A 14,092-nucleotide genomic window follows, 5' to 3' on the forward strand; every position below is an offset into this window, starting at 1 on the left:
TAGCCAGAGGTTTTTTCGGACAAGAGCGTGAATACGAGTAAGCTTGACGCCCTGTTACTGGATCGGTGGAGTCCGATCGGTGCGTTGCGATTTGGACACTGCCGCCGCGTCAGCGTTGTTTCGGTTTTGCCGCAATTGACTCTGCTCTCGACCTCGCTACGACGCAACTGGTCGAAATGGCTATGAAGGCCAAGTTTGCGGGTCGAGTGCGTGCAGAGGACAAAGCTACCAGAGGTGGGGCGCGGGCGCGCCACATTATAGTCATAACATGTCGCGACATGATGGCACGCTGGCCATTTCCATACTGGGACGGCCTTCAGAGACGTAATGACTCGGTTGCAGCTTCCAAAACCGGCGTAGAGTACAGGCAAGGCTCATGATCGCAGAAGCCAGCTCTGTGGCTTGCCCATCCATGGGATACAATTATGGCTGTTGCCGCGACGACAATGAAGAGTTCGAAGTTAAAGCGAGAAAGCCAGGGCGAGCGCACCTGCTTGATGGTTCTTGGCATGCATCGGTCCGGCACCAGCGCGTTGGCCGGCGTGCTTCAACTGCTGGGTGTTGCTCCACCAAAGAACTTGATTCCCGCCGACGAAAGCAACCGGACAGGTTATTGGGAACCATTGCATCTGGCCCTGCTGAACGAGCAGCTCTTGCTCGAACTTGGTAGCCGGTGGGACGATTGGAGGCCGGTCCGGGTCGAGGAACTGTCGGCAAGCCGGTTAAGATTCTACCACGACGAGATCGCTCGCCTACTCGATGGCGAATATGGCGGCATGCCAACGATCGTGCTCAAGGAGCCGCGGATTTCGCGCATTGTGCCGATCTATCAGCAACTGCTTACATCGCTCAGGTACAAGACTGACTATGTAACGATCACTCGCAATCCACTGTCGGTCGCCAAATCGCTGGCAAAGCGCGACGGAATGGATCTGGGATTCGCCTCCCTCGTTTGGCTGAACTACGTTCTGGCCTCCGAGAGAAGCACTAGGAATTCACCTCGTGTCTTCTTGTCGTACGAGTCGATGGTTCGAGATTTCGGGCCTGCCCTGGAGAAGATCTCAGAACGATTTTCGATCGAATGGCCGCGCAAGATTAGCTCTGTCGAGAAAGAAATTGCAGCTTATCTGTCGACTGATCACCAGCACCATCTGGCGAGCGTCGACTTGCTCATGGCTAATGATGGCGTGCCGGATCTGGTCAAGCGAGCCTATGTTGCCATGCTCGACCTCGAGGAAGACGCGTCTTCGCCAGCAGCGACCGCCGAACTCGATGCAATCTATGACGAATTTGAGGACAGTTGGCTGCCGGCTGGCCAAGTCATGTTTGCCGAATTGCTGGCGCGTGAGACCAAGGCGCGCCTCGCGCCGACAACCGATTACGCCGCCACAGAGTTAAGACTGGTCGGCAATGTCCGGGCGCTGATGTCTCAAGTCGATCAACTTAGCGCGGAACGCGATGCGTTGAAATCAAAGATCGTAGCGATGGTTGAGGACCAGAACCCAATGGAAGGGCAGGCGGTCGAGGGTGAGATAAGAGCAGAGCGACTGAAGTCAAGCGAGTTGGCCACCGAGTTGGCCACAAGGATCGGTGAGATTGCGAGCTTGAATGCCGAACTCTCAACGCGCTCGGCGCAACTCGCAGATTCGAGACAGGAAATCGCAAGGTATGTCAGCCAGATGTCAGCTCTCCAGGCAGATTTGAGATCGCTCACCGAGCAGTACGACAGCCGGGGCCTGGACGTTTCGACCCTGAGGGACCAAGCAGAACAACTGCGATTGGAGATCGCCGCCAAGTCAAGCGAGTTGGCCACGAGAATCGATGAGATCGCGAGCTTGAATGCCGAGCTCTCAACGCGCTCGGCACAACTCACAGATGCGAGACAGGAAATCGCAAAGCATGTCAGCCAGATGTCAGCTCTCCAAGCGGATTTAGGATCGCTCACCGAGCAGTACGACAAGCAGGGCCTTGACGTTTCGGCCCTGAGAGGCCAATTGGCGGCCGTGACGGAAAGCCTTCAGGCAGCGGCGCGCGAGCTAACGCTTATCCACGAGAGCAAATCGTGGAAAGTTGCGAAAGCATTGTCAAAGCTTGCTTTGCCGATCCGAAAGATTGGCGCAGACACACGAGGCACGGATAAGTGAGCGCAAAACAGAAGACATCAGCAGATATCTACGTTTTCGATGTCGACCCGAATTCGGACACGGCTGCGGCAAATGTGTTGCGGTTAGTCGGCAGGGATAAGGATGTCCTCGAAATCGGCGCCGGACCGGGGTCGATCGCCAAGCCACTGATAGCTCTGAACGGCTGTCGGGTTACCGCGCTCGAATATGATCCGAACTGCATTCCGATCCTGAAGAGCTTTTGCGTCGACGCGGTCCAGGGCGATCTCAACACGCCAGGATGGGGCGAGGTCTTCGGTGAGCGACGCTTCGATGCCGTCGTCATCGCGGATGTGCTCGAGCATCTGGTCAATCCCTGGGAGACATTGAGGGAGGTCACCCGCTATCTGCGGCCTGGCGGCAGCGTGGTCTCGTCGATCCCCAACGCCAATCATGCCGCAATGATGGCGATGATGCTTGATGACAATGTCGACTACCGGGACTGGGGCCTTCTCGATCGCACACATATCCGCTTCTTTGGCGCCAAGAACCTTCAGCACCTCTTCCGCCAAGCCAATCTGAAGATCGTCGACGCGCTCTTTGTCGTGCGGACGCCCGAGATGACAGAGTTCGCCGAGAACTGGAAGAAAACGCCCGAACAAGTCCGGGCAGCTTTGGAACTCGGCGCCTATTCGCAGATCTATCAGACGGTCGTGAAGGCAGAACTGGCGAACTCGCCGAAGAATGAGTTTGTCCTGCTCGATCGCGCGCCCCCGAAAATCGGCAAGCCTGTTTCGAATTTGCCGTTTGTCCCGCCGCCACACTATTCGCCACAGCAGCGACCGACGTTCAGAACGATGGTTGGCCGCATGCTCGGCCCGACCGGCCGTCGCATCGTGAAGTCGATCCTGAGCATGCGATAATGGCGCTGCGTTATGTTGCCTACTATCTGCCGCAGTTCCATCCGTTCCCCGAGAACGATGAATGGTGGGGCAAAGGGTTCACCGAATGGACCAACGTTGCGAAGGCGGAGCCGCTCTACGATGGCCATAATCAACCGCGCTATCCGACCGATTTCGGCTACTACGACCTTCGCGTCCTGGACACCATCCGCGATCAGGCCGAGGTCGCTAGGGAGCACGGGATCGACGCTTTCTGCTTTCACTACTACTGGTTCGACGGCCACCGGCTGATGGAGAAGCCGGTCGATGCTTTCCTGACCGACAAGAGCATCGACATGGGCTTCTGCCTGTGCTGGGCGAACGAAAACTGGACCCGCCGATGGGACGCCGCCGAGCACGAGGTTCTAATCGCGCAGACCTATGGTCCGGATTGGGAGTTGCGCTTCATCGAAAGCCTCTTTCCCTATTTCAAGGATCCCCGCTATCTGCGGGTCGATGGCAAGCCGTTGCTGGTCGTCTACCGGCCGCAGCATCTTCCTGACGCCAAGGCCGCAGGTAAGCGCTGGCGGGAGCATTGCCGCAAGATGGGTATCGGCGAAATTCACATCGTGAACGCGCTCGTTCACGGCAATAACGACTACGAGCAGTATGAGTTCGACGCAGGCGTCGAGTTCCCGCCGCACAACATGAAATTCCATGGTGTGAAGGAGATCGTGCCGACCTATAAGCCATTCGAAGGCTACCCGGTCGAATATGCCAACGTTGCGCGCGATTTCCTATCGAGGGACCATAGCCGCAAGCGGATCTATCGAACCGTTTTCCCCGATTGGGACAATACGGCCCGGGTAAAGAATCGCTCATTGATCGTTCTTGGCTCCACCGTTGCAAATTATGAGCGCTGGCTGCGGGGATCGAGTTCGCTGACGCGCGCCAATCGCGCGGAAGGCGATCAACTGGTCTTCATCAATGCTTGGAACGAATGGGCCGAGGGATGCTATCTCGAACCAGACCGGAGACACGGCCGGGGGTTCCTGGAGGCCACGCTTCGCGTGAAAAATGGCATGTCGATGGTTGACGATATTTACGACGTTGCGCCGGAACGCGTGCGGTTCGAACTCAGGCAGCAATTAGCGGCGATCCCCGAGGAAGCCAGGGACGCCGAAATCGCAAAGCTCCGTGCCGCAAAAATCCGGGAAGTCGCTGACCTCGATGGCAAGGTGACTTTGCTCAAGCAGGAAGCCAGCCGCTTGCAGTCCGGGAATGAAACCGCTCCTGAGCCGCAGCGCGAAATCACGGAAACTGCGGCGAGAAGCATTCAAAAGGCGCGGGACGCCCAAGCGGTTGAGCAACCTCAGCCGAAGCTGACGACGACGAGCCCGGCGGTCCTGACGATGCCTGAACCCGGTTCGATCAAGGTGCCCCTGAAGTTCAGGGTGGCGCACCGGCTTTACGACAGGCCAATGATGTTCAAGGCCGTCCGCTTTGCCTATCGTGCCGCGAAACGCGTGGTTAATCCGTCCTCTGCAACCGAGCCGGCGCAAAAAAAAAAAGTAATCGCTGATCTCCCGGACCAGGTTGCGATGGCCTCTAGTCGTCACCAGTTGGAAGGGCACGATGTCCAGGAGGTTTCGCTCGAATCCATTGGCAGGGTGGCGTCGAGCAAACAAGAAATGCTCACTTCGAACGAGGATTGCATTTGGACCGCGTTCTCTCCCTGCAACGTCGAGGCTGAACTAGCTCCGCGACTGCACGTCGCGAAAGGCGTGGTCAATGGCGACGAATTCGCTCGCATGCTGAAGACGGTTCCCTATGAGGCAGCGCCATTGCGGTTCGGTCGGTTTCACAATTGTGTGGCGCATCCGATCGCCGTGGCTCTCGTCACCCGGAACAACCAGGTCATCGCCGAAACGATGCGCATCTACCGCTATGTCAGGTCGCAAGTGACAGAGCTTGAATATTTGGTGGAAGACGATGCAGGCGCGCATCTGAAGGCTGAAACAGCGACCGAGATCGATGCGGACGTGATCATTCCCATGCACTACTCCCAAGCGTTCGGCCATGTGGTCTTTGATATGGTTCCACAATTGTTGGCGTTTCGTGATGAGATCATTGCTGAGCGGTTGCGTGTTGTCCTGTCGACGAAAGCGCCAAAATGGTTGATCAGGATGCTGTCGGTCTGGGGCTTCCTTCCACACCATTTTCTTATCCTCGACGCGGCCAGCACCGCTGTCTACAAGTTCCGTTCGGCCATTGTCTCCAATGCTCTGACCACGTTCACCACGTTCTTCCCGCATCCGGAAACAGCCGATCTGATGTCGCGAACGCTCGTGCTTCCCCCGGCGGTTCAAGACTATCGTGCCAGACGGATATATCTCGGGCGTTCAAGCGAAACCACAAATTCCGGTAGGACGATAGCCAACGAAGCCGCGCTTCAGGCTGCGCTGGTCAAGCGTGGTTTCAAGGTCATCGATCCGGCCGTGCTGGCTTATTCGGACCAGATCGACCTTTTCACAGATGCCGAAATTATCGTCGGAGCGCATGGGTCCGCCTTTGCCAACCTGATATGGTCGAAGGCGGGAACGGTGGTTTTCGACTTGATGCCCGACGCCTGGATCAATTTCTGGGGTGCCGGCGGCGGAGTAGTCGAATTATGGATCAGCCGTATCTGTGCCCTGAAGAAGTTCGACTACAATGTCATATTATGTGACTCTAATGGATCATCTGAAACGTGGCAGCCAAAGACCTATGCCATGCAGTCCACGGTTGACGTTGAAGTGGCCATGGACCACATCGATCAGGCGATAAAAGAGCTACACAAGGCCACCCGATGATTAGTCAGCGCGATTTTCAGGTCTTGTCCAATCTTGTTCGCAGGGACGTGAGCAGCAGGTTCAAGGGTTCGTTTTTCGGGATTGGTTGGGCGCTGTTAACGCCGTTGCTCACCCTTTCCGTTTTCACCCTGATGTTTGGCTCCGTGTTCGGCGTCAAATGGGCCGCCGCAGGTGCCAACCAGAACCACTCCGTCGGATTCTTTGCGCTTGCCCTGTTTTGTGGCCTCATGTTTTTCAACTTCTATGCCGAGGTTCTGTCCAAATCGACGGGGGCTATATTGAACAACGCGACCTTCGTGAAAAAGATCGTCTTTCCGATCGAAATTCTGCCGGCGGTGGTCACCGGTTCCGCGATGGTGCAACTCGGAATCAGTCTGGCCGTGCTGCTGGTCTTTACCCTGATCATAACCGGAAGCCTGTCGCTCTATATCTTGCTCGCTCCCCTTACGATTGTTCCTTTCGTCCTGCTGGTGCAGGGAATTGCGTGGGTCTTGGCCTCTCTGGGGGTCTATTTTCGCGACATCAGCCAGATGATCGGTCCGGTTCTGACGGCGTCCATGTTTCTCTCGCCCATGTTCACGCCCCGAACATCGATGCCGGAATGGCTTCGGCCCTGGGTGGTTTTAAACCCGCTGACGGTGCCGATCGAAAATTTCCGTGCCGTCGTCCTCATGGATACCCTGCCTTCATGGTGGGCGCTGGCCGCCTATTTCTGCGTTGCCTTGATCGTCGCGCTGCTAGGCAGGCTGTTCTTCGAGAAGACACGAGGGGGATTTGCCGATGTCATCTGAGCGCGATAGCCGGCCCTTTGCGATCAAGGTTCGCAACGTCACCAAGCGATACACGATGTTCGAGCGGCCGGAAGACCGCTTCAAGCAGATGATCGTGCCGCGATTGGAACGTTTAGTGGGCATGCAACCCCGCCGCTATTACAAGGACTTCGCGGCTCTCAACGACATCTCCTTCGAACTCGGCCACGGCCAAGTGATTGGCATCATTGGCCGTAATGGATCGGGAAAATCCACGCTGCTGCAAGTGATCTGCGGAACGCTTCCACCGACCAGCGGTACGGTTGAAGTCAACGGCCGGATCGCGGCCTTGCTTGAACTCGGTGCCGGCTTCAATCGCGAATTCACCGGGCGTGAGAATGTCCACCTCAATGCCTCCATTCTCGGCGTCCCACGGGAGGAGATGGCCTGGCGTTTCGAGCAGATCGAAAGATTTGCGGAGATCGGCGACTTCATCGATCAGCCCGTCAAGACCTATTCGTCCGGCATGTATATGCGACTTGCCTTCGCTACCGCGATCAATGTCGATCCCGACATCCTGGTCGTCGACGAAGCGCTTGGGGTGGGCGATGAGGCGTTCCAGCGCAAATGCATGGCCCGCATCGAGCAGATCAAGGACGCCGGAGCTACTATCCTGTTTACCTCGCATGGCGCCCAGACGATCATTCAATTGTGTACCAGCGCAATTCTCATCGATGGCGGCGAGAAGATATTGGAGGGCACACCCAAGCGGGTGGCCAGCCAATATCAGCGGCTTGTCAATCTTCGTGGCGAAGAGGCCAGACAAGTGCGTGAAGAGATCAAGACGCTTGCCGGCACTAGCGATTCGGACGGCCCGCCGGTGATTGGCAATCATGCACCAGCGACGAAGTTGCCGACGCAGAGACCCGAACAGTCGGAGATCGTTGATGATGGTTTTTGGGACCCTGCGCTTACCAGCCAGACCATCACGCCCTATGAAGAGACTGGTGGGCGCATTGCCGACGTGCGGATTGTCAACACCGGTGGGGAAATGGTCAACGTGCTGACCCAAGGCTGTGTCTACGCGGTGCAATATACCTTCACTGCAACCACGGACGTCGACGATCTCGCGTTTGGCACCCTGTTCAAATCCCCTTACGGTGTGGAACTGTGTGGGGGAAATACTGATCGGGTGCCGGATCTTCGGCTGAAGAGCTTAGGGGTAGGCGAGTCTGTGCAGGTCAACTTTGAGTTTAAGTGCCTGCTACGGGCCGGAGTTTATTTCATCAACGTTGGAGCGATGGGGAATGCAAATTTTGAAAGACAATACCTTCATCGCATACTTGATGCCGTGATCTTCAAGGTTATGCCGGCCCCGGATGAGATTGACTACGGCTTCTTCAGCCTGGGAATGACCTTCAAGTTGACCCCCGCTGATTTGACCTCGGACACGCCCCTAGTTCGCAAGATTGCAGCCGCCTGAATTTGTTCCGCATCCATTCGGGGCACCGTTCGATGACCAACGATCAAAGACTTCCAAGCGCTTATCATCGCACGGACGCCATCGCCCGAGCGATGGAGTCAGGCGACCATCGCCAGATCATCGGTGGAATGTGGGATGAAATCGGCCGCTTGCAATTCGACTTGCTGGTCGATAATGGCCTGCAGCCCCGTCACAGGCTGATTGACCTTGGCTGCGGCAGTTTCCGGGGCGGGGTCCACTTCGCCAATTATCTTGACGCGGGTAATTATTTCGGCGCGGACATAAATGCTAGCATCATGGACGCCGGATACGACAGGGAACTGGCGCCGTTGGGACTGGCCAACAAAGTGCCGCGGGCCAATCTGCTGGTGACCGGTGATTTTGACGTTGGCAAATTGGGTACCACGTTCGACTACGCCTTGGCCTTGTCGCTGTTCACGCACCTGCCAATCAACCTCATTCGAACTTGCCTTGAGAAGCTTCGGCCGACAATGGCGACTGACGGTAGGTTGTTCGCGACTTTTTTTGTGTGTGATGATGGCCTGCCATTGTGGCGGCCTATCTCACATCCGAGAGGCGGCATAACCACTTACGGTGACGCGGACCCGTATCATTATAAGGTCGCCGACATTGAGTTTATGGCGGGATCGACAGGCTGGCACATCGAAAGAGAAGTTCGCTTCGATCATCCTCGAAGCCAGCGCTGCTTCGTGCTAGCCACGGCGTGACGCACGCCGTGCCCCGTATTCGGCAACCGCCGCAGTACCATCTCTATGGGTTTGATACGCTGACGCCCGCCATCGGACCGCCCAGCCGTAGAGTTGCTGATCGATCTCGGTCAACGTCGCCAACAGGTCCAGGGTCGATGACGGCAGTTCTTCTCGCATCGTTCGGACCGGCGCTGCGTTGATCCGGAAAACGTTCGACGATGTATCGCCAAGCGCGGCGAAGATTGCGGCGTTGTCGGCCTCGAAATTCTCCACCAGCCCAACGTAATCGAAGCGAGCTAGGTTGGCTTTGGCCCGATCGAGGAGCTCGTCCGGCGGCAACCCGCCTGGCTCGATATCGCTCTTGCCGACCAACGAGGCGCCCCAGCCCGACGCCAGTTGGCATGCTTGATGATTCCACATGTGCGAAGCGAACTTGGAGTCAGCCGTCTCTCCTGCCCGAAAGAACATTTCAGCATCGTTGTCATGTGCCAACGTATTGATTTCATACTCATCTCTCGTCGCGCCACGACAGTAGCTGTAATATGAAAGCAGCCGTTCAACGGGATCCCGGAGGAAGGTAAAGCTGTAACGTCCCGTCATGAAGCGTTCAGCGTAATCGAAACCGAAATGGCCGGATACCATCATCAAGGGTTCGAGTTGTTCCGGTGTGCGGCTGAGATAATCGCCGTGCATGCAGCAATTTTCTCGACCATACAGCTCGGATGCCTTTGCAAGTATGGACGTCCCGGCGGTCTTCTGAATATGAAGGAATAGAGCAGGTATCATGCAGGTATCACATCCAGATAACGGAAAAGTGAAAACCTACTTGCGCTGACAGCGTCGCAGAGTCAATTGGGCTGTCGCCTTTCGAAAAGATGCGATCTTCCGACTTATAGGAGCGGGCGCGCGGGGGGCAGACGAGACCAACCCAGTCACCCGCTCGGCCATCGCTTCCATATCAGGAACTCTTTCCGCATCCGTCGAACGGCCGGTGCCTTGCCGCGATATTGAGCGCCGTTTCACGAACGATTTTGACCGACTTCCAATAGTCGTCATACTCGTCCCGATTGTCAGCTTTGAATGTCTTCAAGATATCATCATAGGCGTCCTGCAGAACCGTGCTCTCGGGGTTGAGATTGGTAACGACGACCAACCCGGTCGGCGCGCAGTCCGTGACAGTCACGGATAGATCGGGACGATACTTCAGCAGGGTGGGAACTACCTTCCATACGTCACCTGCCCACCACCCTGGAAAGTTGTTGTCAGCAGGTTCGATCGCCGTTTTCATATCCCTGGTGGTCATCTTGTAGCCGGGAGGGAGACAGTCGTGCAGCAGAATGATTGAGCCTTCCGCGCACTCTCTTTCGGTGTTGATGAAGTCGCGCAGGAGGAACTCGAACGGATGCATGCCGTCTAGAAAGGCCAAATCTACAGGCTTGCCCAAAATCTTGCTCGGACGCGTTTTCTTGAAAAAATCGTCGCTGGTCTGCTGATAGAGAAAGCAGCGGGGCTTGGAGCCAATGATGTTCTTTGCACAGACAAAGTAGGGATCGACCGCTACCGTTTCACACTTGGCCAGCTCAAGAGTATTTCCAAACTGGACTCCAACTTCGAAATAGGATCGCGGCCTTAGGGCCGAGTGGATATCGGCGATCGTCTCTAGGTAGCTTTTCCCGACGACATCTGGTCCGTGGTTGGCATCCTTCATTCGCAAGTACTCCAGGCGAGTCGATATTGATCTGTGTGGTTGCCGCTCGTATCATCGTGGCCTGACACTGCAATCAGATGACTTTGGCAAGGTCCTACAAACGGGCCGTCAGCCGCTCAACCACCTCGTCGCACGCGGTGTACCAAGATCTGCACCGCCAGCCGAACGTAGCGGCCATTTTACCGCAGTTGAGGCGTGAATTCGCAGGACGTTTCGCCTTCGTCGGATAGTCTGACGTCGAAATGCCGCGCACCGCAGCGTACGGCCTGCCCCTTTCCAGACTCGTTACGAAGACGCGCTGTGCAAACTCGGCCCAATTTGTGTCGCCGTCGCCCGCCACATGGTAGACGCCCCACTCCGCAAACTTCAGGTCCGCCTTGAGGTGCCGCGCCATATGAAAGATGCCGTCGGCGATATCAAGTGCCGATGTTGGATTTCCCCACTGATCGGCCACAACCGAAATCTCGTCGCGGTCAGCGGCCAGCCGCAGCATGGTTTTCACGAAATTCTTGCCGAACGGGCTGTAGACCCATGCCGTGCGCAGGATCAGATGGCGCGGATTGGCCGATGCAACCGCCTGTTCGCCGGCAAGCTTGGAGGCGCCATAGACGCTGCGCGGTGCAGTGGCGTCGGTCTCGACATAGGCGCCATGGGCGGTGCCGTCGAAGACATAGTCGGTCGATAGATGGATGACGGGAACGCCAAGCAGCGCCGCCGCTTGCGCCACCTTGCCGGCGCCGACGGCGTTCACCGCGAATGCCAGATCGGGCTCGTCCTCGGCCTGATCCACCGCCGTGTAGGCGGCAGCCGACACGACGATATCCGGCTTCACGGCCGCGATGGCTTCGATCACCGTGTCGGGTCTTGCAAGGTCGAGTTGCGGACGGCCAATGGCGATGACCTCAACGCCGGCGGCCGCCTGGGCGGCCTCCAGGAGGCTTGCCGCGACCTGCCCGTCGCGTCCGGTGACAACCAGCCTCACGCCGCCCCCTTGCGTGCTTCGCCCAGCCGTTCACCGGCGTAGCGCTGCTCGCGGATCGGTCCCCACCACCATTTGTTGTCGAGAAACCAGTCGACGGTCTTGGCGAGGCCGCTGTCGAAATTCTCATTGGGCGTCCAGCCCAGGTCCCGGCCTATCTTCGAGGCGTCAATGGCATAGCGGCGATCGTGACCGGGGCGGTCGGTGACGAAGGAAATCAGGTCGCGATAGCTCTTGCCCCCTGCCCGCGGCCGCCTGCTGTCGAGCAGATCGCAGATCGTCTCGACGACGCCAAGGTTCGTCCGCTCGGAATTGCCGCCGACATTGTAGCTTTCGCCGGACAGTCCCCTGGTCGCGACAAGTTCCAGCGCGCGTGCGTGATCCTCGACGAACAGCCAGTCGCGCACATTGGCGCCGGCGCCATAGACCGGCAGCGGCTTTTCGTCGAGCGCATTGAGGATGACCAGCGGGATCAGCTTTTCGGGAAAGTGATAGGGTCCGTAGTTGTTCGAGCAATTGGAAAGCACGACCGGCAGGCCATAGGTTTCGTGCCAGGCCCGCACCAGATGGTCCGAGGCCGCTTTCGAGGCGGAGTAGGGCGAGGATGGCGCGTAGGGCGTTTCCTCGACGAACATGCCGCCATCGAACGGAAGATCGCCAAACACCTCATCGGTCGAGACATGATGGAAGCGGAAATGGCTCTTCCTGTCCTCGGGCAGGCCGCGCCAGTACTCCAGCGCGGCATTGAGCATCTTGTAGGTGCCGACGATGTTGGTCTCGATAAAAGTGCCCGGCCCATCGATCGAGCGGTCGACATGGCTCTCGGCGGCAAGGTTCATGACGATGTCGATATCGTCGCGCCGGAGGATGTCGAGCACGGCCCTTTCGTCGCAGATATCGGCCTGCGCGAAGCGATAATTGTGTGCGTTCTCGATCGGCCGCAGCGAGGCCAGGTTTCCCGCATAGGTCAGCTTGTCGAGATTGGTCACCCGATAGGCCGGGTTGGCGCATAGATGCCGGCATACCGCCGAACCGATAAAGCCAGCACCGCCCGTCACCAGAAAATTCATGCCGCTGTCCTCAAATAACCCATCAGGCGAACACCTCGGCGGCAGCCAGCAGCGGCGCCTTCAGGTCCTTGTCCGAGAGCTGGAACCCGCCGGTCAATGACGGCCATTCGATGCCGATGGCGGGATCGTCGAAACGGATCGACCGGTCATGCGCCTGCGAATAGGTATCGGTCACCTTATACAGGACCTCGGTGTCGGGCACGAGCGTCACGAAGCCGTGCGCGAAGCCTTTCGGCACCAGAATCTGGTTGCCCTTTTCGGCCGACACTTCGAGAGCGACCCATTTTCCGAAAGTTTTGGAGCTGCGGCGAATGTCGACCGCAACGTCGAGAATGCTGCCCCGGATGACGCGCAGCAGCTTGTCCTGGGCGCGCGGCGCAAGCTGATAATGAAGCCCTCGCAAGACGCCCGCCGCGGCGGAATAAGAATGATTGTCCTGCACGAAAGCCAAGTCTATGCCGGCCTGCGAAAAGCGCTCGGCATTGTAGGTTTCGACGAAGAAGCCGCGCGCGTCGCCATGTCGCTTCGGAACGATTTCCAGAACGCCATCGATGCCAAGGGGCCTGACTTCCAGCACCTAGGCCTCCGACAGGTCGACGACACGCCGGCGCAGATAGGCGGCATATTCGTTCTTGCCCAGGTGATCGGCGCGACGCAGAACCTGGTCCACAGTCAGCCAACCCTGTTCAAAGGCTATCTCTTCGGGACAGGCGACCTTGATGCCCTGGCGGTGCTCGATGGTGCGCACGAAGGACGAGGCCTCATGCAGGCTGTCATGGGTGCCGGTGTCGAGCCAGGCATAGCCGCGCCCCAACCGATGCACATGCAACTGGCCGCGCTCAAGGTAGACGTTGTTGACCGCCGTGATCTCGAGCTCACCGCGCGCCGAGGGACGGATGGCAGGGGCGATGTCGACGACATCGTTGTCATAGAAGTAGAGACCGGTGACCGCCCAGTTGGATTTCGGCACCTGCGGCTTTTCCTCGATCGTCAGCGCCGTTCCCGTGGCCTTGTCGAAGGAAACCACGCCATAACGCTGGGGATCCTCGACATGATAGGCGAACACCGAAGCGCCCTTTTCGCGCGAGGCAGCGTCGCGGCAAAGCTGCGACAGCCCATCGCCGAAATAGATGTTGTCGCCGAGGATCATCGACACGTTGTCCTTGCCGATAAAATTGCGGCCGATGATGAAGGCTTCCGCCAGCCCGTTGGGCTGCGGCTGCTCGGCATAGGACAGGTCGAGCCCGAACTCCGATCCATCGCCAAGCAGATCGCGAAAAACCGGCAGGTCACGCGGCGTCGAAATGATCAGAATCTCTCGGATACCCGCGAGCATCAGAACGCTCAGCGGATAATAGATCATCGGCTTGTCGTATATCGGCAGAATTTGCTTAGAGACTGCTAATGTTAGTGGATAAAGACGCGTTCCACTGCCTCCAGCAAGGATAATTCCTTTCAAGAAGCTCTCCTTGACATGCCTGAACCCCCCGGCCCTAGCCGCCCGTGCTTAGGTTCCATGCACTGGCTTGTCAATCTCGGCGTTCGTCAAATGACTGGG

At 57.6% G+C, this 14,092-nt stretch carries 12 protein-coding genes; 6 read left to right on the top strand and 6 right to left on the bottom strand.

Going from position 1 to position 14,092, the window contains the following annotated elements; genetic code table 11:
* Positions 1 to 425: 425 nt before the first annotated feature.
* The 6 genes from MESCI_RS24855 to MESCI_RS24880 are packed head-to-tail and all read left to right on the top strand — an operon-like array spanning position 426 to position 8,795.
* Positions 426 to 2,144, top strand: a complete 1,719-nt coding sequence (locus tag MESCI_RS24855) for a sulfotransferase family protein (RefSeq protein WP_013532717.1) — start codon at positions 426 to 428, stop codon at positions 2,142 to 2,144.
* The gene (locus MESCI_RS24860; protein WP_013532718.1) at positions 2,141 to 3,025 is read left to right on the top strand and encodes a class I SAM-dependent methyltransferase; all 885 of its coding nucleotides are present in this window, start codon (positions 2,141 to 2,143) and stop codon (positions 3,023 to 3,025) included. Before MESCI_RS24855 ends, MESCI_RS24860 begins: the two co-directional genes overlap by 4 nt.
* Positions 3,025 to 5,835 (top strand): glycoside hydrolase family 99-like domain-containing protein, encoded by a 2,811-nt coding sequence (locus MESCI_RS24865; RefSeq protein ID WP_013532719.1) that lies wholly within the window; start codon positions 3,025 to 3,027, stop codon positions 5,833 to 5,835. The genes MESCI_RS24860 and MESCI_RS24865 overlap by 1 nt, the downstream gene beginning before the upstream one ends.
* Positions 5,832 to 6,626 (top strand): ABC transporter permease, encoded by a 795-nt coding sequence (locus tag MESCI_RS24870; RefSeq protein ID WP_013532720.1) that lies wholly within the window; start codon positions 5,832 to 5,834, stop codon positions 6,624 to 6,626. The genes MESCI_RS24865 and MESCI_RS24870 overlap by 4 nt, the downstream gene beginning before the upstream one ends.
* On the top strand, positions 6,616 to 8,067 hold the full coding sequence (locus tag MESCI_RS24875) for an ABC transporter ATP-binding protein (RefSeq protein WP_013532721.1): 1,452 nt from the start codon (positions 6,616 to 6,618) through the stop codon (positions 8,065 to 8,067). Before MESCI_RS24870 ends, MESCI_RS24875 begins: the two co-directional genes overlap by 11 nt.
* A gap of 32 nt (positions 8,068 to 8,099) precedes the next feature.
* Positions 8,100 to 8,795, top strand: coding sequence for a class I SAM-dependent methyltransferase (locus MESCI_RS24880; protein WP_013532722.1), 696 nt, complete (start codon positions 8,100 to 8,102; stop codon positions 8,793 to 8,795).
* Here the strand turns inward: MESCI_RS24880 and MESCI_RS24885 are convergent.
* The 6 genes from MESCI_RS24885 to rfbA all read right to left on the bottom strand — a co-directional run bounded on the left by MESCI_RS24885 (position 8,781) and on the right by rfbA (position 13,993).
* A complete protein-coding gene (locus tag MESCI_RS24885; RefSeq protein WP_064995165.1) occupies positions 8,781 to 9,563 on the bottom strand; it encodes a sulfotransferase family 2 domain-containing protein in 783 nt (260 codons plus the stop codon). The genes MESCI_RS24880 and MESCI_RS24885 overlap by 15 nt on opposite strands.
* A 172-nt stretch (positions 9,564 to 9,735) precedes the next feature.
* Positions 9,736 to 10,485, bottom strand: a complete 750-nt coding sequence (locus MESCI_RS24890) for a class I SAM-dependent methyltransferase (RefSeq protein ID WP_013532723.1) — start codon at positions 10,483 to 10,485, stop codon at positions 9,736 to 9,738.
* A gap of 94 nt (positions 10,486 to 10,579) precedes the next feature.
* A complete protein-coding gene (rfbD, locus tag MESCI_RS24895) occupies positions 10,580 to 11,467 on the bottom strand; it encodes a dTDP-4-dehydrorhamnose reductase (RefSeq protein ID WP_013532724.1) in 888 nt (295 codons plus the stop codon).
* Positions 11,464 to 12,534, bottom strand: a complete 1,071-nt coding sequence (rfbB, locus tag MESCI_RS24900; protein WP_013532725.1) for a dTDP-glucose 4,6-dehydratase — start codon at positions 12,532 to 12,534, stop codon at positions 11,464 to 11,466. The genes rfbD and rfbB overlap by 4 nt, the downstream gene beginning before the upstream one ends.
* Before the next feature lie 22 nt (positions 12,535 to 12,556).
* Positions 12,557 to 13,111: a dTDP-4-dehydrorhamnose 3,5-epimerase gene (gene rfbC / locus MESCI_RS24905; protein ID WP_013532726.1), complete on the bottom strand. Its 555-nt coding sequence runs from the start codon at positions 13,109 to 13,111 to the stop codon at positions 12,557 to 12,559.
* A complete protein-coding gene (gene rfbA, locus MESCI_RS24910) occupies positions 13,112 to 13,993 on the bottom strand; it encodes a glucose-1-phosphate thymidylyltransferase RfbA (RefSeq protein ID WP_013532727.1) in 882 nt (293 codons plus the stop codon).
* Between the last annotated feature and the right edge of the window lie 99 nt (positions 13,994 to 14,092).

It is taken from the genome of Mesorhizobium ciceri biovar biserrulae WSM1271 (genome assembly GCF_000185905.1).
GTDB lineage: Bacteria > Pseudomonadota > Alphaproteobacteria > Rhizobiales > Rhizobiaceae > Mesorhizobium > Mesorhizobium ciceri.